The 24201-nt window shown below is 36.4% G+C and carries 21 protein-coding genes and 1 riboswitch; of the genes, 4 read left to right on the top strand and 17 right to left on the bottom strand.

Annotated elements, in window-relative coordinates; all coding sequences use genetic code 11:
- Nucleotides 1-76 precede the first annotated feature (76 nt).
- The 9 genes from metF to WFK35_RS05115 form a co-directional block, all read right to left on the bottom strand.
- Nucleotides 77-1036 (bottom strand): methylenetetrahydrofolate reductase [NAD(P)H], encoded by a 960-nt coding sequence (gene metF / locus WFK35_RS05075; protein ID WP_059137971.1) that lies wholly within the window; start codon nt 1034-1036, stop codon nt 77-79.
- Nucleotides 1036-2034, bottom strand: coding sequence for a T9SS type A sorting domain-containing protein (locus tag WFK35_RS05080; protein WP_336731651.1), 999 nt, complete (start codon nt 2032-2034; stop codon nt 1036-1038). The genes metF and WFK35_RS05080 overlap by 1 nt, the downstream gene beginning before the upstream one ends.
- 58 nt (nt 2035-2092) lie before the next feature.
- Nucleotides 2093-4753 (bottom strand): methionine synthase, encoded by a 2661-nt coding sequence (gene metH / locus WFK35_RS05085; protein ID WP_336731653.1) that lies wholly within the window; start codon nt 4751-4753, stop codon nt 2093-2095.
- A 4-nt stretch (nt 4754-4757) separates the two neighbouring features.
- On the bottom strand, nt 4758-5849 hold the full coding sequence (locus WFK35_RS05090; RefSeq protein WP_336731654.1) for a fatty acid desaturase family protein: 1092 nt from the start codon (nt 5847-5849) through the stop codon (nt 4758-4760).
- 84 nt (nt 5850-5933) lie between these two features.
- Nucleotides 5934-6944: a homocysteine S-methyltransferase family protein gene (locus tag WFK35_RS05095; RefSeq protein ID WP_336731655.1), complete on the bottom strand. Its 1011-nt coding sequence runs from the start codon at nt 6942-6944 to the stop codon at nt 5934-5936.
- Nucleotides 6945-6964: 20 nt separating this feature from the next.
- Entirely contained in the window at nt 6965-7231 is a 267-nt protein-coding gene (locus WFK35_RS05100; RefSeq protein WP_268052606.1) for a hypothetical protein, read from the bottom strand.
- Between the two features lie 18 nt (nt 7232-7249).
- On the bottom strand, nt 7250-8419 hold the full coding sequence (locus WFK35_RS05105) for an O-succinylhomoserine sulfhydrylase (RefSeq protein WP_336731656.1): 1170 nt from the start codon (nt 8417-8419) through the stop codon (nt 7250-7252).
- Between the two features lie 104 nt (nt 8420-8523).
- Nucleotides 8524-10068, bottom strand: coding sequence for an ACT domain-containing protein (locus WFK35_RS05110; RefSeq protein ID WP_336731659.1), 1545 nt, complete (start codon nt 10066-10068; stop codon nt 8524-8526).
- Nucleotides 10061-11008 (bottom strand): alpha/beta fold hydrolase, encoded by a 948-nt coding sequence (locus WFK35_RS05115; protein ID WP_336731661.1) that lies wholly within the window; start codon nt 11006-11008, stop codon nt 10061-10063. Before WFK35_RS05115 ends, WFK35_RS05110 begins: the two co-directional genes overlap by 8 nt.
- A 57-nt stretch (nt 11009-11065) precedes the next feature.
- Nucleotides 11066-11173, bottom strand: a riboswitch (SAM riboswitch).
- Between the two features lie 188 nt (nt 11174-11361).
- On the opposite strand from WFK35_RS05115, the gene WFK35_RS05120 reads away from it, so the two are divergent.
- Entirely contained in the window at nt 11362-13977 is a 2616-nt protein-coding gene (locus WFK35_RS05120; RefSeq protein ID WP_336731663.1) for an MGH1-like glycoside hydrolase domain-containing protein, read from the top strand.
- A gap of 80 nt (nt 13978-14057) precedes the next feature.
- Here the strand turns inward: WFK35_RS05120 and WFK35_RS05125 are convergent, their stop codons facing one another.
- The 8 genes from WFK35_RS05125 to WFK35_RS05160 form a co-directional block, all read right to left on the bottom strand.
- The gene (locus WFK35_RS05125) at nt 14058-14483 is read right to left on the bottom strand and encodes an OsmC family protein (RefSeq protein ID WP_336731664.1); all 426 of its coding nucleotides are present in this window, start codon (nt 14481-14483) and stop codon (nt 14058-14060) included.
- A gap of 8 nt (nt 14484-14491) precedes the next feature.
- Nucleotides 14492-15208: a phosphodiester glycosidase family protein gene (locus tag WFK35_RS05130; protein ID WP_336731665.1), complete on the bottom strand. Its 717-nt coding sequence runs from the start codon at nt 15206-15208 to the stop codon at nt 14492-14494.
- A gap of 67 nt (nt 15209-15275) precedes the next feature.
- Complete coding sequence (locus WFK35_RS05135) at nt 15276-16598, bottom strand: DUF58 domain-containing protein (RefSeq protein WP_336731666.1); 1323 nt, start codon at nt 16596-16598, stop codon at nt 15276-15278.
- A 59-nt stretch (nt 16599-16657) separates the two neighbouring features.
- Entirely contained in the window at nt 16658-17689 is a 1032-nt protein-coding gene (locus WFK35_RS05140) for an AAA family ATPase (RefSeq protein WP_442892005.1), read from the bottom strand.
- Nucleotides 17690-17778: 89 nt separating this feature from the next.
- A complete protein-coding gene (locus tag WFK35_RS05145; protein WP_336731668.1) occupies nt 17779-18936 on the bottom strand; it encodes a hypothetical protein in 1158 nt (385 codons plus the stop codon).
- Nucleotides 18937-18948: 12 nt separating this feature from the next.
- A complete protein-coding gene (locus WFK35_RS05150) occupies nt 18949-19743 on the bottom strand; it encodes a DUF4129 domain-containing protein (RefSeq protein ID WP_336731669.1) in 795 nt (264 codons plus the stop codon).
- Complete coding sequence (locus WFK35_RS05155; protein ID WP_336731671.1) at nt 19736-20695, bottom strand: DUF4013 domain-containing protein; 960 nt, start codon at nt 20693-20695, stop codon at nt 19736-19738. Before WFK35_RS05155 ends, WFK35_RS05150 begins: the two co-directional genes overlap by 8 nt.
- A complete protein-coding gene (locus tag WFK35_RS05160; protein WP_076395006.1) occupies nt 20682-21665 on the bottom strand; it encodes a stage II sporulation protein M in 984 nt (327 codons plus the stop codon). Before WFK35_RS05160 ends, WFK35_RS05155 begins: the two co-directional genes overlap by 14 nt.
- 27 nt (nt 21666-21692) lie before the next feature.
- Between WFK35_RS05160 and WFK35_RS05165 the strand changes: the two genes are divergently transcribed.
- From WFK35_RS05165 to WFK35_RS05175, 3 genes are all read left to right on the top strand, one after another.
- The gene (locus WFK35_RS05165) at nt 21693-22433 is read left to right on the top strand and encodes an RDD family protein (protein ID WP_108410658.1); all 741 of its coding nucleotides are present in this window, start codon (nt 21693-21695) and stop codon (nt 22431-22433) included.
- 807 nt (nt 22434-23240) lie between these two features.
- A complete protein-coding gene (locus WFK35_RS05170; protein ID WP_308003306.1) occupies nt 23241-23438 on the top strand; it encodes a hypothetical protein in 198 nt (65 codons plus the stop codon).
- Nucleotides 23439-23830: 392 nt separating this feature from the next.
- On the top strand, nt 23831-24187 hold the full coding sequence (locus tag WFK35_RS05175; protein ID WP_108411047.1) for a helix-turn-helix transcriptional regulator: 357 nt from the start codon (nt 23831-23833) through the stop codon (nt 24185-24187).
- Nucleotides 24188-24201: the final 14 nt, after the last annotated feature.

Genomic DNA, 24201 nt, shown 5'->3' on the forward strand with positions numbered 1-24201 from the left:
GCGGCTTCGCCGCCGAAAACCCTATAAAAAAGTTCTGCAGAAATGCAGAACTCTCAAATATTCATTTTTCACTTTATTAGAATAGCGCTCCGGCTACTTTTTTAATATTATCACTCTTCCCCATCGAATAAAAATGCAGAACAGGAACTCCGAATTCCAGCAGTTCTCTGCACTGTGCGATTGCCCATTCGATTCCGATTTGTTTTACGGCTTCGTTGTTTTTGGCATTTTCGACTTCATTTATTAAATCTTCCGGAAGATCAATTTTAAAAATCTGAGGCAAAATCTTTAAATGCTTTTTAGTGGCAATTGGTTTAATTCCCGGAATGATAGGAACCGTGATTCCCATTTCTCTGGCTTTCTGAACAAATTCAATGAATTTTTTATTATCGAAAAACATTTGAGTCACGATATAATCTGCTCCTGCATCCACTTTTTGTTTCAGCCATTTCAGATCATAATTCATGGATGGTGCTTCCATGTGCTTTTCGGGATAACCGGCAACACCGATGCAGAATTTATTATGTTCATCACAAATTTCATCCTGATTATGGAGATATTTTCCTCTTCCCAGATCGTTAATCTGATGAACCAATTCCATTGCGCTTCCGTGACCTCCCTGAGTTGGCTCAAAATACTGATGCCCTTTCATCGCATCGCCTCTGAGTGCCATCACGTTATCAATTCCGAGATACATACAATCTACCAGAAGATATTCTGTTTCTTCTTTGGTAAAACCTCCGCAAAGCAGATGCGGAACGGTATCTACATTATATTTATGTTGAATGGAAGCACAGATTCCCAACGTTCCGGGACGCATTCTGGTGATTCTGCGTTCCATTAATCCGTTTCCTTTGTCGATGTAAATATATTCTTCTCGTGAAGTCGTAACGTCGATGAATGGTGGCTTAAATTCCATTAAAGGGTCAATATTTTTATACAAATCTTCAATCCCAATTCCTTTTTGGGGCGGAACAACTTCAAGAGAGAATAACGTTTTCCCGTTTGCGTTTTTTATATGGTCTGTGATTTTCATTATCTGACTTTTAGAAATTTTAAAGTTTTTTCTTGTTTTTCTAAAATTTTAAGAAAGTATTCACCTTCTTTTAGATTAGAGATATCTATTTCAGATTTCATTTTTATGTTATTCATTATTTTTTTTCCTGAAATATCATAAATATCAATATTATAATCTGAAATACCATCCGAAGATTTAATTTTAAGGATATTATTTTTTATAGGATTTTCAATAATACGAAACTCATTTTCACTCCTTTTGTTATCATTAACCGCTAAAGCCTGTAAATTTTTCAGGTCATTCCAGTTCATACAAATTTTAGGCTGAGATATATAAGCCTTAAATCCATTATAAGTTGCATTATTTTGTGTTAAATAAATTTTGTTTATTGCCAATGAAGAATTAACATCATTTCCTGAGTAGTTTGTATAATGAGGAAGCGGTTCATTTAAGCTTACATCCGGATTAATAAACAATGAAATATTATCATCTGATAAACTTGCGGAATTTTGTGAATATTTAAAAACCAATAAATAGGTTTGATTAAAATTAAGAACCGTAGGAGCCACTTCTGTATCCATTTTTCCAAATCTTATTTGATATCCGTTTCCAGTTCCGGAAGTCATTATTCTAAATACAAGATTATTTCCTGAATGTAATTGAACAAAATCCAATGATGTAATTTGATCTGTTATAATTGCACTTTGCACGTTTAATAAGAAGGCAAAATAGTAGTTTGCTTCTGTTGTAGTTGTGTTATTTGCAAATATTTGTGATGGCGTATTTAGATTAGGAACATAATGTAATGCCTTATTTGTAGTCCCATAATTCAAATAACTCATTGAAAAGTTTTCCACCTGCATATGATTATTGTATGTACTTAAATACGGTACTTCACTCCATCCATATTGTCCTAACAAACTTTGTCCGGCTTGGTAATTTGAAATATCTGCTGAATAAATACTTTGTGCTCTAACAAGATTAGTAAGCATCATTAGAAATAATATTTTTTTCATCTTTTTTTTATCAATTTATGTATTATCATTTTTTGTCTTTAATTATATGATAGAAAAATTAATCTGCCAAATTAGGATTCAACCATTTTCTCGCTTCCTGCAAAGCAATTCCTTTTCTTACCGAATAATCTTTAAGCTGATCTTCGGCAATTTTTCCCAATCCGAAATATTTGGCGTGCGGACTTCCGAAATAATATCCGGAAACTGAAGCAGTCGGGAACATTGCTAAACTTTCCGTCAGGTAAACACCGATATTTTCTTCCACTTTTAGTAAATCCCAGATTGCATGTTTTTCTAAGTGATCCGGACACGCAGGATAACCCGGAGCGGGACGAATTCCTTTATACTTTTCAGCAATTAATTCTTCGTTGGTTAAATTTTCCTGATTGGCATAACCCCAATATTCCGTTCTTACTTTTTTATGTAAAAATTCCGCGTAGGCTTCTGCGAAACGGTCTGCTAAAGCTTTTACCATGATTGCGTTGTAGTCGTCATTCGCTTTTTCGTATTCCTGCGCCAGTTCATCCGTTCCGAAACCGGTTGTTACACAGAAAGCACCCATGTAATCGGTTTTTCCTGAACTTTCAGGGGCAATAAAATCGCTTAACGCCAGATAATCTTTCCCTTTTGAACGCTGAGCCTGCTGTCTCAGGGTGATGAACTTCGTTTTTTGATCGTTGTTTTCATCAAAAATTAAAATATCATCCGTTTCGTTGGAATTGGCTTTGAAAATTCCGAAAATAGCTTTTGCCGTTAATAACTTTTCATCCAAAATTCTTTTTAAAATTACCTGCGCATCTTTGAACAATTCTTTTGCCTGAACTCCTACAACCTCATCTTCTAAAATTTGCGGATATTTGCCGTGAAGATCCCAACTTCTGAAAAAAGGTGACCAGTCGATGAAAGGCAATAATTCTTTCAGATCCTGATTTTCAACAACGGTAATTCCTAACTGATTGGGTGTAAAAATTTCTTCATTTTCCCAGTCGATTTTAAATTTATTCTGTCTGGCTTCTTCAATAGAAACATAGTCTTTTTCTACTTGTCTGTTCAGGAACTTTTCACGGAATTCAGAATATTCGCTTTTCAGATCATCAACGTATTCTTTATTTCGGTCGCCCAATAATGAACTTACCACGTTTACCGCTCTGGAAGCATCATTGACATGAACTACTGCATTTTTATATTTTAAATCGATTTTTACAGCAGTGTGCGCTTTTGATGTCGTTGCACCACCAATTAGTAAAGGGAAATTTAAATTCTGTCTTTCCAGTTCCTGAGCGATGTAAACCATTTCATCCAGACTTGGTGTAATCAGTCCGCTAAGTCCGATCACATCTACTTTCTCTTCAATCGCAGTCTGAATAATTTTTTCAGCAGGAACCATTACGCCAAGATCCACAATTTCGTAGTTGTTACAACCTAAAACAACGCTTACAATATTTTTACCGATATCATGAACATCTCCTTTTACCGTTGCCATTAAAATTTTTCCGTTGGCAGGTTTTGTTCCGTCTTTTTCTGCTTCGATGAATGGCTGTAAGTAAGCCACCGCTTTTTTCATGACCCTTGCAGATTTTACCACCTGCGGTAAAAACATTTTTCCGCTTCCGAACAGATCTCCCACAACGCCCATTCCGGTCATTAAATTAATTTCAATCACATGAAGCGGTTTTTCTGCCTGTAATCTTGCTTCTTCCACATCTTCCTCGATAAAACGGTCGATTCCTTTTACCAAAGCATGGGTGATTCTTTCCTGCAAAGGATGATTTCTCCATTCTAAATCTTCAACCTTTTCTTTCTTAACGGATTTATGCTTTTCAGAATAATCAAGAAGTCTTTCTGTTGCATCTTCTCTTTTATCAAGAATGACGTCTTCAACAAGCTCCAGAAGTTCTTTGTTGATTTCATCATAAACTTCCAGCATCGCAGGATTTACGATTCCCATATTCATTCCTGCCTGAATGGCGTGATACAGGAAAACCGAGTGCATCGCTTCTCTCACCGTATCATTTCCACGGAACGAGAACGAAACATTGGAAACTCCTCCGCTCACAGATGCATACGGAAGATTCTGGCGGACCCATCTTGTTGCTTCAATAAAATCAATAGCATTTCTGCGGTGTTCATCCATTCCCGTTGCCACAGGGAAAATATTTAAGTCGAAAATAATATCTTCTGCAGGGAAATTTAAACGATTCACTAAAATATCATAGGAACGTTTTGAAATTTCGATTCTGCGTTCGTAGGTATCGGCTTGTCCCACCTCATCAAAAGCCATTACGATCACTGCGGCACCGTATCTTTTGATGGCTTTTGCCTGTTTGATGAATTCTTCTTCACCTCCTTTTAAGCTGATGGAATTAACCACACATTTTCCCTGTGCAACCTGCAATCCGGCTTCCAGAATTTCCCATTTTGAAGAGTCGATCATGAGAGGAATTCTTGCGATGTCCGGTTCTGAGGCAATCAGGTTTAAAAATTTAATCATGGAAGCCTTTCCGTCGATCAGTCCATCGTCAAAATTAACGTCGAGAATCTGCGCACCGCCTTCAACCTGATGACGTGCAATATCGAGCGCTTCCCCGAATTTTTCTTCTTTTATTAATCTTAAAAATTTCTTTGAACCGGCAACATTGGTTCTTTCCCCAACGTTAATAAAGTTGCTTTCCGGTGTAATAATCAAAGGCTCAAGCCCCGATAATCTTAAATATTTCATCAATTTATTCTTCTAAAATAAAATATGCATTATTCGCATTTTGCTTCAGCAAATCGACATGTTTGCCCAAAGCGGTAAAAATCGGAAACCGTTTATAGCCGAGATTATGTTCTCTGGCAAACTGTTCGATTTCTTCTGTAATTTCATTATAATAAGCATAACTGTAATTCGGAAAAAGATGGTGGGCAACGTGAAAGTTGAAATTCCCCAAAATATTCCGCACAAACCAGTTATTTTCTTTTAAATCGTTGGTGACTTCAAACTGATGATGAAGCCAACTGAAAGGAAGTCCGTTCTTCTCATCCAGTTTCGGAAAGGCATTATCGGGAAGCGGATGCAAAGGCAACAGGACAAAAAGCGCAAAAATACTCGCTGCAATTACCTGTAAAAACCATGCCCCCAAAGCCAAGCCGAAAGAGACTTTAAAAAACAGAACGGGAACGGCAATCTGATAGAAAAAGTAAAACAGTTTATACGCCACCATTTTAATTTTTTCTTTTACCGGAATCGCTCCCTGCGTTTTCAGAATCACTCTTTCATTATCGAAAAAATCTCTGAAATCGCGGATAAACATCCAATTGAACAGATATAAAGGATAGACCAGAAAGAAAAAGAAATGCTGATATTTCTGAATTCCTTTTGCTTTGATCCACGGAACAATTAATAAAAGTCCGCTTTGCTCAATATCCGTATCCCAACCGTCTACATTCGGATATGCGTGATGGCTTGAGATGTGTCTTTTCTTCCAGATGTAGGAATTGGCTCCCACAAAATCGAAAATCTGTAAAACCAGACTGTTCAGTCTTTTACTTTTAAAAATATTATTGTGAGCAGCTTCGTGAATTAAATTCAGATAAATTAAAACAAGAGAAAGCCCCATTAAAATAAAACTCAAAATGTAAACAGAAGGCTGGTCTGCATTTAAAAGTGCAAAGACATATAAACCAAAATAGACCAAAGGCAGAATAACTGCTTTGATCTGAATATAAATATCCCTGTTTTCGGGAATGGCTTCTACTCTTTGGTTCACTTTTTTTCTGAGTTCATTAAATAATCTGGCATCCTGCGGATCTTTAAAGTAAATAGGTTTTTCCATTATATTTAATTTTGTGTGATAATTAAAGATAATATTAAAAACTGTTCCTTTTTTTTTCTGATTTAATTAAAAAATTCTATTATTTCAGACCAATTCTTTCAATTTTCTTGGTGGATATTGCGAAACCAGATCGGCAATTGCCTTGATATGTTCCGGCGTCGTTCCGCAGCAGCCTCCGATAATATTGATTAATCCTTTTTCCACGTATTCTTTAATCTGTCCTGCCATATCTTCTGGAGTTTCATCATACTTCCCGAAAGCATTTGGTAAACCCGCATTCGGATAAGCTGAGACAGCAAATTCTGAATTATGAGCCAATGTTTCCAGATAAGGCGTCAATTGATTTGCTCCCAAAGCGCAGTTAAATCCTACACTTAAAAGATTTAAATGGGAAACTGAGATCAGAAATGCTTCTGCTGTCTGTCCGCTCAATGTTCTTCCTGAAGCATCCGTGATTGTTCCTGAAACCATGATCGGAATTTTGATATTTCTTTCGTCCTGAAGTTCGTCAATGGCGAAAAGGGCTGCTTTTGCATTCAATGTATCGAAAATGGTTTCTACCAACAGAATGTCTGATCCTCCGTCTAATAAGGCTTCGCATTGCTGTTTGTAAGCAATTCTCAGTTCGTCAAAAGTAATGGCTCTATAGCCGGGATCGTTTACATCGGGGCTTAAGCTTGCCGTTCTGTTGGTTGGACCGATAGAACCTGCCACAAATCTTGGTTTATCCGGATTTTTCGCGGTGTACTCGTCGCAGGCTTTTCTTGCAATTTTTGCAGATTCGTAATTCAGTTCGTAAACCATATCTTCCATGTGATAATCTGCCATGGCAATGGTTGTTCCTGAAAATGTATTGGTTTCGATGATGTCTGCTCCCGCTTCAAGGTATTTTTTGTGAACTTCTTCTATTGCGTGGGGCTGCGTTAAAGACAACAAATCATTGTTTCCTTTTACCGGATGTTCCCAGTTTTTGAAACGTTCGCCACGGTAATCTTCTTCTTCGAATTTATACCGCTGAAGCATGGTTCCCATCGCTCCGTCGAGAATTAAAATTCTTTCGGATAATGCTTTGTATAGTTGTTCTGAATTTTTCATTTTAAAATTTTTATTGAAAATTATTTTGTTAATTCCAGGATTTCTAACATCAACGTAATAACTAAAAATCCTAAGGTGCTTAAATATCCCATAAAAGTAACATAGCTCGTTCTTTTATATTCCTTAAATCCCTTTATATGAATTAAAAAACATGTTATATTGAAAACAATAAAAATAGAGAGTAGTAATTTTTTGTAAAGAAAAATATTCCCTAATATGTACCAATAAAATAATAATCCTATTGCAATATTAAAGCCTGCATATAATTCTATTTTAATTCTTTTCATTTTTATCAACATAAAAAACTAAACACTTAATGCCTGTTTTAAATCTGCAATGATATCTTCCACATTTTCCAGACCTACCGAGCAACGAACCAAACCTGCAGTAATTCCGACTTCGTTTCTTTCTTCATTGGATAATTTGGAGTGCGTTGTAGAAGCGGGATGCGTTACAATGGTTCTTGTATCGCCTAAGTTTGCGGAAAGGGAACACATTTTAATTTTATCTAAAAAGTTTCTTCCGCCTTCAATACCTCCTTTGATTTCGAAGGCAACGATGTTTCCGCCTAATTTCATCTGCTTTTTCGCAATTTCGTAGCTTGGATGAGATTTTAAGAACGGATATTTTACCAGTTCTACATTTGGATGATTTTCAAGAAACTCAGCTACTTTTAAAGCGTTCTCGCAATGTTTTTCTACACGAATGGCTAAAGTTTCCAAGCTTTTTGACAAAACCCAGGCGTTGAAAGGTGACATTGCAGGACCTGTATTTCTGGCGAAAAGATAGATTTCACGAATCAGATCTTCTCTTCCGACCGCAACTCCGCCCAAAACACGACCTTGTCCGTCAATTAATTTGGTTGCGGAATGCACCACAATGTCTGCTCCGTATTTTATCGGTTGTTGCAGATAAGGTGTCGCAAAGCAATTATCCACAATGAAAATTAAGTTGTGTTTCTTCGCAATCTGTCCGAAAAACTCTAAATCCAAAACCTCAATCGCAGGATTGGTAGGTGTTTCCAGATATAAAATTTTCGTGTTGGGCTGAATATATTTTTCTACATTTCCGGCGTCTTCTGCTTTAAAATAGGTTGTTTCAATATTCCATTTCGGGAAATATTTTGTGAACAAAGTATGCGTAGATCCGAAAACGGACTGACAGCTTACAATATGATCTCCTGCATTTAACAAAGTGGCAAATGTGGAGTAAATCGCTGCCATTCCTGTTGCAAAAGCATATCCCGCTTCTGCGCCTTCCATTTTGGCAATTTTATCGGTAAATTCTGTTACGTTCGGATTGGAAAAACGGCTGTATAAATTTTTTGGTTTTTCTTCCGCAAAGCTCGCTCTCATGTCTTCCGCATCCTGAAAAATAAAGCTGGATGTGAGATACAAAGGCGTTGAATGCTCATCAAACTGGGTTCTTTCAGTCTGGGTTCTTATGGCAAAGGTTTCAAAATTTTCGTTTTCCATTTCTATATTTTCCGTAGGTTTTATTTACGGTTATTTTTATTATTTCATTCCATAGGTTTTACCTACGGCTATTAATATTGAACCCTTCGGGTTCACAGGTTCTTTTATTTTGTTTCACTTACTCTTAAAATGTCTCCGAATACGCCTCTTGCCGTAACTATTGCGCCGGCTCCGGCTCCCATGATAACGATTGGGTTTTCTCCGTAACTTTCGGTATAGATTTCGAAGATTGAATCTGAGCCCTTCAGTTGTCCTAATGCGGAAGTTGCCGGAACGGAAATTAATTTCACATCCAGTTCTCCTTTTTCTTTCTGCAAATCTCCGTGAAGATCTCCCACATATCTTAAAACGTGTCCTTCTTCCTGATTTTCTTTGATTTTCTGATATTCCGCATCTAATTCGTCCAGTCTTGAAAGGAATTCTGATTTGGAAACAGAAAGCAGATTTTCAGGAACCAGATTCTGAATTTTGATATCTTCAAATTCGTTGATTAAGTCTAATTCTCTCGCTAAAATCAATAATTTTCTTGCCACATCGTTTCCTGACAAGTCTTCTCTCGGATCGGGTTCTGTATATCCTTTTTCCAACGCTTCATTGATGATGGTGGAAAACTTATCGTCTCTCAAAGAAAAATTATTGAAAACATAGCTTAATGTTCCCGAGAAAACGCCTTTAATTCTGGTAATATTTTCTCCTGAAAGGTGTAGAAGTTTAATGGTGTCGATCAATGGTAAACCTGCTCCCACATTGGTTTCGTAGAGATAGCGTCTGTTGTTTTTGTTCAACGTATATCTTAGTTGACGGTATTCTGAAATCGGAAGGGTGTTGAAAATTTTGTTGGAAGAAACGAGATCGAAGCCGTTTTCTGCCAATGTGTGATAATTTTTCACGAAGTCTTTGCTTGCGGTGTTATCCACAACGATTAAATTTTCAAGCTGATTTTCTTTGGAGAAATTAATCAGTTCCTGAACATCGGAAGGTTTTTCTGCCGTTAAAACCTCATCATTCCAATTGCTGTCGAATCCTTTTTTGTTGAATGCTATTTTTCTAGAATTGGCAACTGCAACAACTTTCAGGTCTATTTTTTTTCGTCTTTTAATTTCTTCCGAAGATTCCAAAACCTGCTGTATTAAAGTTTTCCCTACGTTTCCGTGACCGATAATTGCCAGATGAACGGTTTTCGGTTTTTTGGAAATTTCAGATTCGATGATATTTTTTGCTTTTTCGTCCTGTGAAGATGTCACAACGATATTTACCCGTTTTTCGGCTGCAATCTGGTTCAAAAGCAACGGGAAAACATTATTTCTCGCGAGTTCCGCTAAAACTTTGTTGAAGTCTTCTGCAACAAAACCTAACACCGACACATTATTGATGCTGTATATCTGGGAAACTTTTCCTGATTTTCTTTCTGGTTCAAATTCGTCAATCAGACAATTGACTGCTTTTTCGGAATCGTTTTCATGAACTAAAATGGAGATTCCGTTTTCAATTGCCTGCTGGGAAATTACTCCCACACTGATTCGCGCCAAAGTAAGCGCTTTAAAAATTCGTCCGTCGATCCCGATTTCACCTAAGAAATCTTCTCCTTCAAATTTGATGATGGATCTGTTTTTTAAAAATTTTATTTCTTTAGCATTAATCTTACTCATTTTTCAAAATATTTTTAATGATCGTATTTAATTGTTTATATTCCATTAAGAAGGCATCGTGCCCATGAACTGAGGTGATCTCGTGATAGAAAACATCTTTGTTTTTCTCTTTCAGCTTTTCAAAACACATTCGGATTTCTGAAGCGGGGAAAAATAAATCTGTATCTACAGAGATCATGTGCATTCGCGCCTGAATTTTTTCCAAATGTTCATCATTGGCATTGATGTTCATCAGCAAATGATTCATGAGCTTGTATGATTTTAAACTAAATCTTTCGTTTAAAGCTTTTCCGTGATAAACAAGCCAGTCTTCCGACTCTAATCTCTGCTTTTCTTCACTGTATCTGTTTTGAAATCTGTTATTTAACGATTCAGGTGTTCTGTAGCACAACATTGCATGAATTCTGGCTTTCTGTAAAGGTTCATCGTTTTGATTTAATAAAAATTTCTGAACCAGACACTGTGCATGAAGCCAGTCGTGGGTTTTAAAATCGCAGGCTACCGGGATGAAAATTTCGGCAAGATGTGGCTTTTTTACCAGCATTTCCCAACCGATTCCGCCTCCTAAAGAACCTCCAATAATGGCGTGTAAACTTTTAATATTTAAAATTTCAAGGCCTTTCAAAAATATATTTGCTATATCTGAAGGCGTGAAATCTTCACATTCATCAATAAAAAAATCATCAAATCCGTTTCCGGGAATATTGAAGCACAGAACTGTATATTGTTCGGTATCGATTACCTGATGTTCTCCAATCAGTTGTTTCCACCATCCTTTTTCTCCGGAAACATTTGAATTTCCGGTTAAAGCATGATTCACTAAAATGATCGGGGCAGAAAACAGGTCTTTCCCGAAAAGCTGATAGCTCAACGGGATATTGTATTCCTTTTGGGAATCGGTACGATACGAAAAATTAATATGTTTAAGTTCTGTTTTCAATTCTATTATTTTAATACAATTGAAAATGCCACAGGAAATGGCTGAAAGAACTTCAGTGAGTTATCTGTCCAAAATAATTCTGGTAGAACGTAGCACCTTCATTGCCTGCGCAAAGGGTTGCTAAGGTTTCACAGGGTCTAATCCCTCAACCTTTCTTGATAACATTTTCAATATTTGAATGATCGAATGGTGCAAAGATAAAACTTTTCTTTTAAATATTTATAAAAATTTAACTTAATATGATAAACCCCGATAAACAGAAGGCTTTCAGGGAAATATTAATAATAATTCAAATTTCATGAGTTGGAATTTTTTCGTAAAAAAGCTAACTTCGTAATGAAAAATGATGAAATATGATTGCTGAAAAACAAAGATTACAAGACACAAACTGGAAAAACTGGGGACCTTACGTGAGTAACCGGCAATGGGGAAATGTACGCGAAGACTACAGCCCGAACGGCGACGCATGGAATTTCGCCAACCACAATACCGCAGAAAGCTATGCCTACCGTTGGGGAGAAGAAGGAATAGCCGGAATTTCTGATGCAAAGCAACTCTTCTGTTTTGCGCTCTCCTTTTGGAACAAGAAGGATAAAATGGTGAAAGAACGCTTCTTTGGTTTGAGCAATCCACAGGGAAATCATGGAGAAGACATTAAAGAACTCTTTTATTATCTGGATAATACACCTACGCACAGCTACATGAAAATGGTGTACAAATATCCGATTAATGAATTTCCTTATAATGATCTTCTTTCTGAGAATGCAAAAAGAAGTAAGAAGGAACCCGAATACGAGATTTTTGATACCGGTATTTTCGATAAGGATGAATATTTTGATATTTTCATTGAATATGCAAAGGCTGAACATAATGATATTTTAGTGAGGGTAACTGTCTGCAACAGGAGTAATAAAGATGCTCCGATTATAGTTGCTCCCATGGTATGGTTCAGAAATAACTGGAAATGGGGCTATAATACCTATAAAGGGCAAACCCATGCTTCTCACGAAGGCTGCATCAATATCAGTCATGACAGTATTGCGATTAAAAAGTTCTACTCAAGAAACATTCTTGTAGAAAGCGTTTTCTGTGATAACGAGACCAACAGTCCAAAATTATACGGAACTCCTTATCCTGGAAATACCTATTACAAAGACGGAATCAACGATTACATTACCTATGGAAGCAATACAGTAAATCCTGAAAAGAGAGGAACAAAAGCTTCTTTTTTAATTGATGACGTGATTGAAGCCGGACAGTCAAAAACGTTTGATTTCAGACTGTCGCCCAATGAGCTTGATCGTCCTTTTCATGATTTTGACGAGATATTTAATACAAGAATTGCGGAAGCGAATGAATTTTATGCTGAAATTCAGAATGATGTTACCAATGAGGATGAAAAAAATGTGCAAAGACAGGCTTTTGCAGGACTTCTCTGGAATAAGCAGTTTTATCACTATAATGTCGGCAAATGGCTGAAAGGCGATCCGAATTTTGAAGCTCCGAGAAACTTCAACCATTATGTCCGAAATACAGAGTGGAATCATATGCACAATAAAGACATCATTTCGATGCCTGATAAATGGGAATATCCTTGGTATGCGACATGGGATCTTGCCTTCCATTGTGTTCCGTTTGCCATTATTGATGCTGAATTTGCGAAAGGACAGCTTCTTTTATTAACTAAAGAATGGTATATGCATCCGAACGGACAGCTTCCTGCTTATGAATGGAACCTGAGTGATGTAAACCCGCCCGTTCATGCGTGGTCATGTTTCCGTGTATTTAAAATTGATGAAAAACAAAACGGAAAACCGGATCTTTTATTTTTGGAAAAGGTTTTTCAGAAATTACTATTGAATTTCACATGGTGGGTAAACCGAAAAGATAAAAATGGAAAAAATATTTTCGGAGGCGGTTTTCTAGGGCTTGATAACATCGGGGCTTTTGACCGGAATATGGTGTTAAAAGACGGACAGCATCTGGAGCAGGCGGACGGAACTAGCTGGATGGCAATGTACGCTCTGAATATGATGCGAATTGCCATGGAACTCGCACAATATTATCAGGTGTATGAAGATATGGCGATTAAATTCTTTGAGCATTATCTCTATATTGCCGAAGCCATGGAAAATCTGGGGGAAGGAACAAAAGGGCTATGGAATGAAGAAGACGGCTTTTTCTATGATGTGCTTCAGCTTGGGAACGGCGACAGTGTTTCCCTGAAACTGAGAAGTATTGTGGGATTGATTCCTATGTTTGCTGTGGAAATTATCGATCATCATCTGTTGGATAAAATGCCCAACTTTACCACAAGAATGGATTGGATTCTGAAAAACAAACCTGAACTTACGAAACTTGTTTCGCACTGGGAAGAAGAAGGCCACGGAAGAAAGCATCTGATGAGTATTCTGAGGAAAAACCGTCTGACAAAAGTTCTTACGAGAATGCTTGATGAGAAAGAATTTTTAAGCCAGTACGGAATCCGTGCAATGTCGAAAGTATATGAGGATAATCCTTTCAAATTTTCTGTTCATGGCACCGAAAATATTGTGTATTATACTCCTGCGGAAAGCGACAGCAGAATGTTCGGGGGAAACAGCAACTGGCGTGGTCCGATCTGGTTTCCGATCAATTTTCTGATTGTTGAAAGTTTACAGAGATTCCATTTCTACTACGGAAACAGCTTGAAAGTAGAATTGCCGACGGGAAGCGGTGACAAGAAAAATCTTGATGAGGTCGCTCACGATATCAGCAACAGACTTTGTTCTATATTTTTGAAAGACGAGAATGGAGAACGTGCTTTCAACGGAGGAAATGCGAAGTTTAATTATGATGAAAATTTTAAAGATTACATTACCTTTTTCGAATATTTTCACGGAGACAACGGACGCGGCGTAGGAGCTTCTCACCAGACAGGATGGACGGCAACGGTTGCAAAGCTTTTGAAGCCAAGATTATTGATGTAATGGAGGTTTGATAATAAATTTAAAAGAGGCTGCCCAAACTTTTAGGACAGCCTCTCTTTTTTTATTGAACTTAGCTCAATCTAATCTTTTACACTTTCGCCATTTACAAAAACCTCATACCCTATTTCCACATTCGGTTCTAGTGTTTTGGAAACCGAACAGTATTTTTCGAAAGACAACTGGGCTGCTTTCTGCGCTTTTTTAGGATCAATATTCCCTTCCAGAAAAAACTTAACTTTTATCGATTTGAAAGGTTTTGCATCATCTACAGGAATCCTTTCGCCTTCTACTTCTGCTTTAAAATCTGTAATTTCCTGTCTCTGTTTTTTCAGAATAGAAACAACGTCTATTCCGCTGCATCCCGCAACTGCCATCAGAACACTTTCCATCGGAGAAATGCCTTTTGCGCCGGGTTGTGTTGTATTATCCAAAAGAATTGAATTTCCCTGAGAATTGGTACATTCAAATAAAAAATCGTCGTTGATTCGGTTAAGTGATATTTTCATTTTTAAATTTATTTTTTAGATGTGGTAACCCCGATCATGACTCCGAAGTCTCCATCCTTCTGAATCCATTTCTGTTCGGGGCAATAGGTTCTGGAAACAAAGCCATCGAGGTACAAAGCTTTTGTACAGCCTGATTCTTTAAATACTGAAGCAAAATTATAAAAATTAACCTCTTTTTTAGACATTATAAAAACTATATTTCCATCTTTTAGAATTCCGACTCCATTTCTGATGTTGATATTTTTCGAATCTTTTTTAAATATTGGATTTATCTCTCCGTCAATCAGCAATACAGGTCCGGATTGTGTTGCGTATTTTATTTCAGGATTGTTTCTGAAAGCTTTTGTTTCGACAATTTCAGCTTCATTATTTTTTGTGAGGTAAAATATTCCGTTAGGATGGAGATAAAAATTTCCTTTGCCGGATAAAGTATCTGTTTTATTCAGGATTTTAAAATTTTCAATATACAATCCTTTGGGAAAGTTATTGGGCTCAAACATTCCGCCGTTCATGGCAAATGTTAATTCTTTATTTTCCTGCCCTGTTTTATTCTTTAAATGAGCAATGCTTTTAAGAATTGTTCCGTTATCATCTTTCCAGTAAAAAGCAACATTTTCTATTTTAGGATTCACTTTAAAAATGACAAAATCATCCTCTTGTTTTATTTTCTTGTCGCAGGATAAAAAACAGCAGAGACATACTATGAATAATGCAATTTTTATCATTTATAAATTTGCTTAAATCATTTATGAATTTTGCGGTTCATTTTGAAATGAAATCCCTGTTTAAAAATTACAAAATCCCTCTCGCTTTAATCTCCAGATATTTATTTATGACATCAATGTTCAGATTTTCCGGTAAAGTGTACACTGTGTAAATTCCGTATTTGCGGAGTTCCTGAATGATCAGTTTCTTTTCAAACTCAAATTTTTCAGCGATGATTTCGTCATACACTTCCTGCATACTTTCAGGATTTTTATGAATCAACGTCTGCAATTCTGAATTTTTGAAAAAGACCACAACCAGTAAATGGTTTTTAGCGATTCCGCGAAGGTATTTTAACTGACGGTTTAAGCCATCCAATGTTTCAAAATTCGTAAATAACAGAATTAAACTTCTCTGGTTCAGCGAATATTTAACATCCTGATATAATCTGTTAAAATCACTCTCAAAGAAATCGGTTTTGATGTTATAAAGCGCTTCCGAAATTTTTCTAAGCTGTCCCGATTTATTTTCTGCCGCAATTTTATTTTCTGTTTTTTTCGAAAAAGTCATCATTCCGGCGCGGTCGCCTTTTTTCAGAATGATATGGGATAAAGCCATCGTTGCATTAATGGAATAATCCAAAAGACTCAGCCCTTTGAAAGGCATCTTCATTGTTCGTCCTTTATCAATCAGCATAAAAATACGCTGTGATTTTTCGTCCTGAAACTGATTAACCATCAATCGGTTTGTTTTGGACGTCGCTTTCCAGTTGATCGTTCTGATGTCATCTCCCGGAACATATTCTTTAATCTGCTCAAACTCCATCGTATGTCCCAGTTTACGGATTTTTTTGATTCCGCCCAACAGAAATTCACTCTGCAAAGCCATCAGTTCATATTTTCTTAGATGAATAAATGACGGATAAGCCGGTAAATTGGCATCTTTCTGAAAATTAAACCGTTTTGCGACAAAACCTAAAGGTGAAGAAACATACACATTTAAACTTCCGAAATTATATTCTCCTCTTTCCTTTGGCTCTAAAATGTATTGAAAAAATGTATTTCTTCCCGGTTCAATCTGTTTTTCGATTAAAAAATCTCTCTTCTGAAACTGAAACGGAATCTCGTCAATTACTTTCACACTGATTTTGAAAGCATAGTTGTTTTTAATGTCAACTTTTACTGGATTTTCATCACCATTAGACAATTTTTCGGGCAATATTCTCTGTGCAGAAATTCCTTCTTTCCTGTTGAAAACAAAAAGATAATCCACCATTGCTGCCAAAAAAACCAGAAGCAGAACGATGTGCGCTACCCACATGAGTAACGGAAAGAAAAAAGCGAGAACATACAGAATCCCCACTCCGATGAGCGTGAAGAAAAAGCGTGTATTGAGGTATAAGTTTTTCATGAACAATATTCAGCAGGATATTAGATGAAAGCGATCAACTTTCAACTAACAACCAATTTCTATCTCGGAATCTCTATTCCCTCTAAAATCTGTCTGATAATTTCATCCGCAGTAAGACCTTCCATTTCTCTTTCCGGCGATACGATGACTCTGTGTCTCAGAACGGCGTAACTGGCTTCTTTAATGTCTTCAGGCGTTACGAAATCTCTTCCTCTTAAAGCCGCAAATGCTTTTGATGCGGTTAACAAAGCCAGACTCGCTCTCGGAGAAGCTCCTAAATACAGGAACTGGTTTTCTCTGGTGTTGATGATAATTTTAGCAATGTATTCCATCAGTTGAGATTCCACAATGATTTCTTTTACCAGATGCTGATAATTTTTCAGTTGCTGTGCAGTAATCACTTTATTGACAACTTCTGTTTTATCTTCCTGCTTACTTTCGTGCTGGTTTCTGATGATGGCAATTTCCTGCTCCAGATTCGGATAACCCACATTTATTTTAAACAGAAAACGGTCAAGCTGGGCTTCCGGAAGCCTGTATGTTCCTTCATGCTCGATCGGGTTCTGGGTTGCTACCACAAGGAAAGGTTCTTCCATCGGATAGCGGGTTCCGTCCATCGTGATCTGCCTTTCTTCCATCACTTCAAACAAAGCTGCCTGCGTTTTTGCAGGAGATCGGTTGATCTCGTCAATCAGGATGAAATTAGAAAAAATAGGTCCTTTTTTAAATTCAAATTCAGAATTTTTCACACTGAAAACAGAAGTTCCCAAAATATCGGAAGGCATCAGATCGGGTGTAAACTGAATTCTGCTGAAATCTACATCGATGGTTTTTGCCAGTAATTTTGCCGTGATGGTTTTGGCAACTCCCGGAACACCTTCAATAAGAACGTGACCGTTCGAAAGAAGTGCCGCCAAAAGATGCTCCACCATGTTTTCCTGACCGACGATTACTTTTGCAATTTCGGCTTTTACTTTTTCAAGACTTGTACGAAGTTCAATCATATCGATTCTCGACTGAAACTGATCTTCTTTTTTATCTAAGCTGATAGAAAATTCGTTTTCTATATTTGGGTTTTCAAAGTTTTCCATATCCTATAATTTATTAATAGAACAGTGTATCCAATTACCAATTACATTGAGAATTACCACACTGTTATATTTTCAGATTGTTACATTTATTAAATAATTTCATCCAAAATTTTATTCATTCTCACAAGATCTTCCTTCATTACGTGCGCATAAGGATCCTGCCCTTTTTTAATCAGCCCAATGGCTTCATCAATTATTTCCATCGGTTTTCCGGTTTTCAGATGGAGTTTTTTTGCAAATTCTTCATCCAGTTTCTGGGTATCGATAAGGAGATCCATTCTTACTTTGTTCAGGAAGTATTGTGCTTTTTTCGACATCATATCATGGAAATCGCCTTCCTGAAGATAAAGATTTCCGATACTTTTCACAAAATCCACCGAGTTATTTTTCAGCGGTTCCACAATCGGGACGATGCGCTGTTTTCTTTTGGCATTAAAGAAAATGAACAAAGCCAGACCGCCCAGAAGAACCCACCATGCATACTTTAAAGCTGGGTTTGAAAGGATAAACCTCAGCAAAAACTGGGAAGATTTCGAATTGCTTTCCAGAAACCACAATGTTTCTTTATCATCCAGATAAGAAAAAACATCCTGTGCATATTTTACATTTCCGGGTTTCAGAAGATAGTAATTGGTAATAAAAAGCGGTTCGCAATGAACGTAAAAATAGCCTTCCCCGAATTTTACTTTAATAAAATTTGCCTGATCGTCATTATTTTTTTCCACTGTCTTTCCTAAGACTTCAGATCCCGGTTTAATGAAAGTAAAACCTCTTCCGGATGGAAATTTATCCAGTTTAATGAAATCGTTCTGGTATTTTGTATCGGTAAGTTTTAAAACATTTTCGTCCCGAAAAGAAATCATAGAATCATAATAACCGATGCTGTCGGAAATTTCTTTCGGCATTTCGCTGATAATCAACATCGCGTTGGAACCTTTGGAAACTTCTTCCAGAATTTTATTCCACGATTCTGTATCTACTTCATGCTCGATAACAAGGATATTATGACTGCCTTTTTCTTTATTCTGGGTATAATAATCGTAAGGAGTCTGATCTATTTTTTTAACTTTATTCTTAAAAAGATCTTTGATCTCGTTATTAAAAACATACAATCCGAACGGTGATTTCTGGTAAGTCTTGAAATTCTTCCTCCAATCCGTACTTTCTGTTTTGTTGACTTCAAACAACGCCAGAATAATCATCACCACGACGAAGATTACAGCATATATTTTGAAAGTTTTGTTCATGATAACAATTAATTACGGTTTAAAGGATTGATATTGGTTTTTAAATTTCAGGTAGTTTTCTTCATCAATAGAGAATTCTCCGTACCAGACATAATCGAAAATATAGGCAAGATCGTAAAAACTTTCTTTTAAGTGCGGTGCTTTCAGCTCTGCCGCATAATCTTTATTGGTTTTTTCCGGATTCCAGACGATGAGTTTTTTATCGCTTAATTTTTTTAAGACAAATAAAAACTGATAACGCACTGCCGAACGGAAATCGCCCGATTTTTCAAATTTCAGAATACTTTCCGGGAAATTAATCTCGTGAATATTTTCATGAAGCTCTTCTTCGCGAATATCCACTTTCCGGTTTTTCTTTCCGAAGAATGAAATTCCGCCGTTCCCAATGAGATATTTAATGATGAAATACAGCAGGAAACCGACAAGAACAATCACAAAAAGACGCACTAAAATCCCTGCAAAATTTCCGGATTTTGTAAATACGGTTTCCCCGAAAATACTGTCTAACAATTCCGCGAGCTTCTTCATCAGTTTCTGCCCGAAAGACATTCTGGGTTTTACCGTAGTATAATCGAAATCTTTGTCTTTGTATCTTGAAGGGATGTTGTCTTTAAATTTTTTAGGATAAACAGTGTTTTCCGTTACCGGATTTTTATACAATACAGAATCTGCACGGTACATATTCCTGTAATGTCCCGTTTCTATCGAGTCCAGAAAAACTGTTTCTTCAGGAGGCAGATCGTCCTGCTGCTGAGAAAAAACAGTTCCGAAGCTGAAAAAAAGCAGTAAAAGAAGAAGCCTATTCATTATTTCCTATTGTTTCTATTTCTGCCAGTTCCATTTTCTGATGAAGATCGGTGCGGCTGTCGTAATACATCAATCCTGAATTTACATACAGAACATTCATTAAAATGGTTGAAACCAATGTTGAAAGTCCGTAGATAAAGAATATAACAATTCCGAAATTTCCGGAGAAAGGATTTTGTTCAAAATTCGCATCCGGAGCGGTTGTTGAAAGTTTAAGAATGTATAAAATCATCGGAACTCCGGATAAAAATCCGCTTACAATATAAAAAAGCAGTCCCAAAATAATGGTTGCTCCCCAATATTTCCAGTAGGGAGATTTTTCTCTTCCGTTCGGATAAGAAAACTGGGATCTTACGGCATAACTTAGGCTTTCGAAAAAACCTTTATTTCCGTTAAAATAATCGTAGCAGAGAAAAGTGATAATGCTGAATAAACTCGGCAGGATAAAAAGCAGCAGAAAAATCCCAATGAAAAAAAACACCAACAGATAAGAAAATCCGAAAATAGCTGTTGCAACCGGCATTACCAAAAAGGTAAGCCCGAAATAGGCAATGAAAACTTTTTTAGAATTCACTTTAAAATCACTGATGATATCATCTGTTTTTATTTCTTTCTGCCCTTCCGCAATTCTTTTCATATAAAATACAGGAAAAAGCAGATTAACCGTCATTAAAGCTGTGGAAAGCACAAAAAGTACAATTCCCGCGATGATAATCAGTCCTAAATTATCCTGAAAATACTGTTCAAAATAATAGCTTTGTCCGCTCATATTCGATCCGAAAATGGCACCAAAGAATTCTCTGAATCCTACCACCATCACAACAACGGTTAAAATAAGCAGCAAGCCGTTCAGCAGAATAAAATTTTTAAAATAATTCTTACCGTATAATTTGAAAAAAGCAAAAGTATCGCTGATGAAACTTCCGAAATCTCTTTTTTTATAAAACTGCATCCTGAATCTGGTTATTAATTTTTTTGCTGACAACAGACGGATAAATACAGTAATAAAACCCGATGATTGCCAAAGACCCGAAAATAATAATTAAATTTAAAATTAAAGGCATTTTCAGGGCGTGTCTTGTTACATATCCTTCAATAATTCCTGCACAGATGGTGAAAGGAACGGTACTCAGGAATATTTTAAATGAATCTTTAAATCCGCTCTTGAAAGAATTAAATCTTGACAGTGTTTTCGGAAATAAAATAGAGGCTCCCAGAATAAGACCGCACATGGCTTCCACTACCATCGCAAAGATTTCAAAAACTCCGTGAAGCCAGATTCCTCTTGCGCTGTCCTTCAATGCGCCGTAATCGTAAAAGAAATACTGGAAAGAACCGAGCATCACGCTGTTGTTCAGCAAAGCCCACAACGTTCCTACTCCGCCTGCAATTCCGTAGATGTACAGTCTTGCACCTACTTTTATATTGTTGAAAATAATCCCGATCGTACTTCCCCATGTAGAACCGCTCTGGTAAACTCCTACCGCATTTCCTGCCTTAATGTTTTCGATGGTCTGATTCACATATTCTTCACCCAGAATAACTTTGGCGAAATCTTTATCGTAAATTCCGGAAAGCAGACCGATTAAGGTAAATAATGTAAAGAACAGAAAAGCATATCCCAAATATCTTCTGTATTGGTACACCAGCAAAGGAACTTCGGTTTTGAAGAAATGCAGAAACCTGTTTTCCTCTACCCTTTTGGTTTTATAAATTTTCTGGAAGATCTGTGCCGACAAATGGTTAAGATAAACCGTGGTATTACTTTTCGGGTAATACGTCTGTGCAAAAGAAAGGTCGTTAACGAGGTTGATGTACAGCGAAGAGAGATCATCAGGATTTTTTTTAATTTTCCCCTGAATAACCTGTTCTATTCCCAACCATTTTTCTTTATTTTGTTTAATGAAATAAACTTCTCTCATAATTGTAAGGCTAAAATAATAAAAATAATGTCTCAAATCGCGATAAATACTTCACAAAATGTAAATATTAATTTCAACATTGCGGGTGTTGGAGAAAGACTTCTTGCTTATATTATCGATCTTCTTATTCAAATTGCGTACACCATCGCTATTCTGTATCTTTTTTTCAATATTCTGAATCTGGGATATGTGATGGACGGGCTGGATCAGTGGTCGATTATTGCTATTTACAGCATTCTTCTTTTCCCGACTGCTATTTATCCGCTTGTTCTGGAAAGCCTGATGGAAGGGCAGACTCCGGGAAAGAAAGTCATGAAAATCCGGGTGGTGAAAATCGACGGTTATCAGGCGGGATTCGGAGATTATATGATTCGCTGGGTTTTCAGGATCATTGATATTTCTATTATCGGTCTTATCTCTGCCATTGTTTCCAAAAACAACCAGCGTTTGGGAGATATTGCATCGGGAACCGCCGTTATTTCTTTAAAAAACAACATCAATATTTCGCATACGATTCTGGAAAACATTAAAGAAGATTATGTTCCAACTTTTCCGCAGGTCATTGCTTTAAGCGATAATGATATGAGAATTATTAAAGATAATTATCTGAAAGCTTTACGAGTGGACGACCGACAAATCATCAGCAAACTTTCCGATAAAATTAAAGGAATTCTGAAGCTGGAAGTAGATCCTACCAAAATGACGGAAAGACAGTTCATCGGGGTTGTTATTAAGGATTATAATTATTATACAGGGAAAGATAGTTAGAAAGGCGAATTTGAAATATTTTAAAACCACTCTGCTTATAAAAACTCCCGCAGATTTTAAAGATTTAGCAGAAGATTTTGTAAAAAATATCAAATGCTTATACAAACATTTTATTGATTTGATTTGAAAACTGAATCTAAACGCAAAGGAAAAAGTTTTCACCTCATTAAAGAGAAGCAAAGATACTCCGTCACAGACGGATGATGAAGCGCGCTTCTTAGCAGATGAAATCTGCCTTCACTTTGCTCCCTAAATATATTCATTCTAAAAATAAAAACTTTGCGTTTAGATAATCCTGAGCAAAGTTTGTCATGCTGAAAGCATCTTTACGATCATATTTGATAGATTTCTCCTGTATCGAAATGACAGAGCAGTTTATGAAAGCTCCTGCAAATTTTAAAAATTTAGCGGATGATTCTGAAAAAAATATCAAATGCTTATACAAACATTTTTTTATTGATTTAAAAACTGCAATCTAAACGCAAAGGAAAAAAGTTTTCACCTCATTAAAGAGATGCAAAGATACTCCGTCGCAGACGGATGATGAAGCGCGCTTTTGAGCAGATGAAATCTACCTTCACTTTGCTGCCTAAATATATTCATTCTCAAAAGAAAAACTTTGCGTTTAGATAATCCTGAGCAAAGTTTGTCATGTTGAAAGCATCTCTACTACTATATTAATAGATTTCTCCTTCGTCGAAATGACATAATACTCAAACTAAATTTCAGCATCAATCGTATTTATATCATTCTAAAACTACGTGTATAAAAGAACTGAGCAACCATTGCTAATATCAACAGTACAAAATGCAATACTCTAATTTTGAGTTTATATCTACGGATGATGCAAAGAAAAATAATGTTGATAACGGATGTAAAAAGTATCGCCACATCATGCATATTTTTCACTTCAGAAATATCAAGATCAAAAGCGCAACGCCTTACCGTTCCAAAATTGAACCTGCAAAAGTGAATGAAAAAAGACAACATACACGAGAGGTATAAAATAATAACGTATTCTGAAAAATCTTTTACAAATTGATTTCTTTCTTTACCAATCAGGGCAAAACCTAAATTTATAAACGACAGAAGTAAACAGGACGTTATGGTAAAAAGAATATCATAATTCCCAAAATTCAGAAGATGGTACACCACAAAATACTGAATGGAAATATACAGCGCTCCCACCGATACAGGAAGCCAAAAGAAATGATAAACGAAATAATTTAAATTTGATCTTTCCGGCATATTAGTTTTTAAAGGTATTTTTTGAACGTTTGTGTTTTTTAGCTAACTTGTCAAAAGTAAAAATTAGAAATCAACAAAAAGACTTTTCTTTTTGCGATTTTATTGCGATTTTTCGCAAAAAAATTATCTTTACACTAAACTTTACAGAAATGGAAAAAACAAAACTCATCGAAGCCCGCAAAAGAAGAAACATCAGCCAGGAAAGAATGGCAGACATCCTTTCTATGGATGTTTCCAACTACAACCGAAGAGAGAAAGGAACGGCAAAAATTTCTTTATCGGAATGGCAGAAAATTGCAGAAGTATTGGAAGTTCCTTTCGAAGAGGTTTATGAAAATGAAGAGAGTTTAGTTTTTATTTTTAACGACAATTCTACAGGTAATGGAATTGTTAATACCAATAATTACAACATTCCGCTTTCTTTGTGGGAATCTCAGAAAAAATACATCGATAAACTGGAAGCAGAGATTGAAACACTAAAAGCAGAAATCGCAAAATACAAATAACCTTTCGCGGTGCA

Source organism: Chryseobacterium sp. VD8, from assembly GCF_037149975.1.
Lineage (GTDB): Bacteria > Bacteroidota > Bacteroidia > Flavobacteriales > Weeksellaceae > Chryseobacterium > Chryseobacterium indicum.